At 31.9% G+C, this 2077-nt stretch carries 1 protein-coding gene and 1 pseudogene; both read left to right on the top strand.

Annotation, left to right across the window (positions count from 1 at the left end):
- Window positions 1–381: 381 nt before the first annotated feature.
- Window positions 382–1424 (top strand): annotated as a pseudogene (locus AB1422_19145) (IS630 family transposase).
- Window positions 1425–1508: 84 nt separating this feature from the next.
- Window positions 1509–1994 (top strand): hypothetical protein, encoded by a 486-nt coding sequence (locus tag AB1422_19140; protein MEW6621417.1) that lies wholly within the window; start codon window positions 1509–1511, stop codon window positions 1992–1994.
- Window positions 1995–2077: the final 83 nt, after the last annotated feature.

Raw genomic sequence — 2077 nt, 5'->3', positions numbered from 1 at the left:
AAAATATCTGGAATAGTAACTATCATCATATCTATTTCTCCTCCCTTTTATAATTAATATCGGGAGGAAATAGATAATACTTAATACTTTAATTGTCAATTTGTTATAAAAAAACGCAAAAGTTTAGTTAAGTATTATGGATAGAGTGGTTTTTACAATAACTTTAGTATCTGAGGGTAATTTATACTCACCAACGGCACAAATTAAGATTTTTTAATAGGGACTCGATAGCCCGGTGATATAGGGTTTTAAGATATATTACCATAAGTGTTAAAAAGTGTCAACAATTATTGTTTTGAAAAATGTTGACATCAGAATTAAAAGGTAGTAAAATAAAACTCCGTAGACTAAACTTATCTACCAAAAAGGGAGGGGAAAATTATGATAAACATAGAGTTTACGGAAGATGAGATAAAAGCCTTGAATTATGAACGATATCATCATCCACATCCCAGGGTGCAACGCAAGATGGAAGCCTTATGGTTAAAGAGTCAAGGTGTGTCGCATAAAAAGATAGCCCAATTAACAGGTGTATCAGTAAATGTGGTCACCGAATATATTAAACTATACAAAAAAGGGGGGCTTGAAAAATTAAAAGAGATTAACTTTTACAGACCAGAAAGTTTATTAGACCAGCATATATCAACAATAGAAGCATATTTTAGAGAACACCCACCAGCGACGATTAAAGAGGCGATGGAAGTAATAAATAAACGGACGGGGATAAAGCGCAGTGAAGTGCGAATAGGGGTATTTCTTAAGCGTGCAGGATTAAAGCGTCGCAAAGTAGGTATGGTGCCATGTAAAGCCGACATTCAGGAACAAGAAGGCTTTAAAAAAAAACTTTAGAGCCCCGTTTAGAAGAAGCAAAAGAGGGTAAAAGAGCCCTATTCTTTTTAGATGCAGCTCATTTTGTCTTCGCCCCCTTTTTAGGCTATCTCTGGTGCTGGACACGACTATTTATCAAGGCTCCTGTGGGGAGAAAAAGATTTAATGTTTTAGGTGCTTTGAATGCTATAACCCATCAACTCATTACAGTAACTAATGAGAGTTATATTAACGCTCAAAGTGTATGTGATCTACTCTGGAAAATAGCCCGACTAAATTTAGGTATACCCATTAGTCTGATATTAGATAATGCTCGTTATCAAAGATGTAAGATTGTCAAAGAACTGGCTGATTCGCTCAATATTGAACTGATTTTCCTTCCCGCTTATTCGCCTAATCTTAATCTTATTGAGCGACTTTGGAAATTTGTAAAAAAACAATGTTTATACTCAAAATATTATCCTGAATTTTCTATCTTTAAAAAGGCTATTATTGACTGTTTACATAAAATAGATTCAATTTATAAACACGAACTTGATGCGTTGCTAACTCTAAATTTTCAGACTTTTAAAAAATCACAGTTTGTGAACTTTTAAAGTATATCAGTTTATTCTAACTTAGAAAAACTGAATAGATTTACATTTGGTGATTTTATCCCAAAATATGATAATATCTTAAAAGTGAAAGATAAATTTTTATGTGAGGGATTTACTATTGAAGCTGAATCTGAAGTCGGTTTGTCGTTTAGTTGTCCATTGGAGCATTTCAACAATTTCTTTAATATTAATGCAAAACGAGAGCAAATAAATTTCATTAAAGTTACGGAGTATTATTATCATACTTTAAAAGAAGATATAGTTTCTCCTATATGCACCAATTTAATAGAAAGAATTTCAATACAAAAACCTCTTTTCGTATTAGATACTATTAGTTACGAAACAAAAATGCCTAAAATAGATTATTATCATTTACAAGTTCCAAAGGATGTAAGACGAGTTGCAATGGTAGAATCATTTTATAAAGATAATTTCAAGGGTAACAACATTAATGTTAACATGATAGATACAGGTTTATATTCCAATCATAGATTTTACAGAGTCAATAACTATAAAATAGAAAAAATTTGCGACCTGTGCGGTTGGGAATTATCAATAATGATGGGATAAGAAGTTAAAGAAAAGCGTTAATTTTGCCGATATAAATGGTAGCAACAATAAAAAAAGGAGGGCTACCAAATGGGAAATTATAA

This window comes from bacterium, from assembly GCA_040757115.1.
Classification (GTDB): domain Bacteria; phylum UBA9089; class CG2-30-40-21; order CG2-30-40-21; family SBAY01; genus JBFLXS01.
The sequence above is the reverse complement of the archived record's forward strand: the minus strand, read 5'-3'. Positions and strand labels throughout refer to the sequence as shown.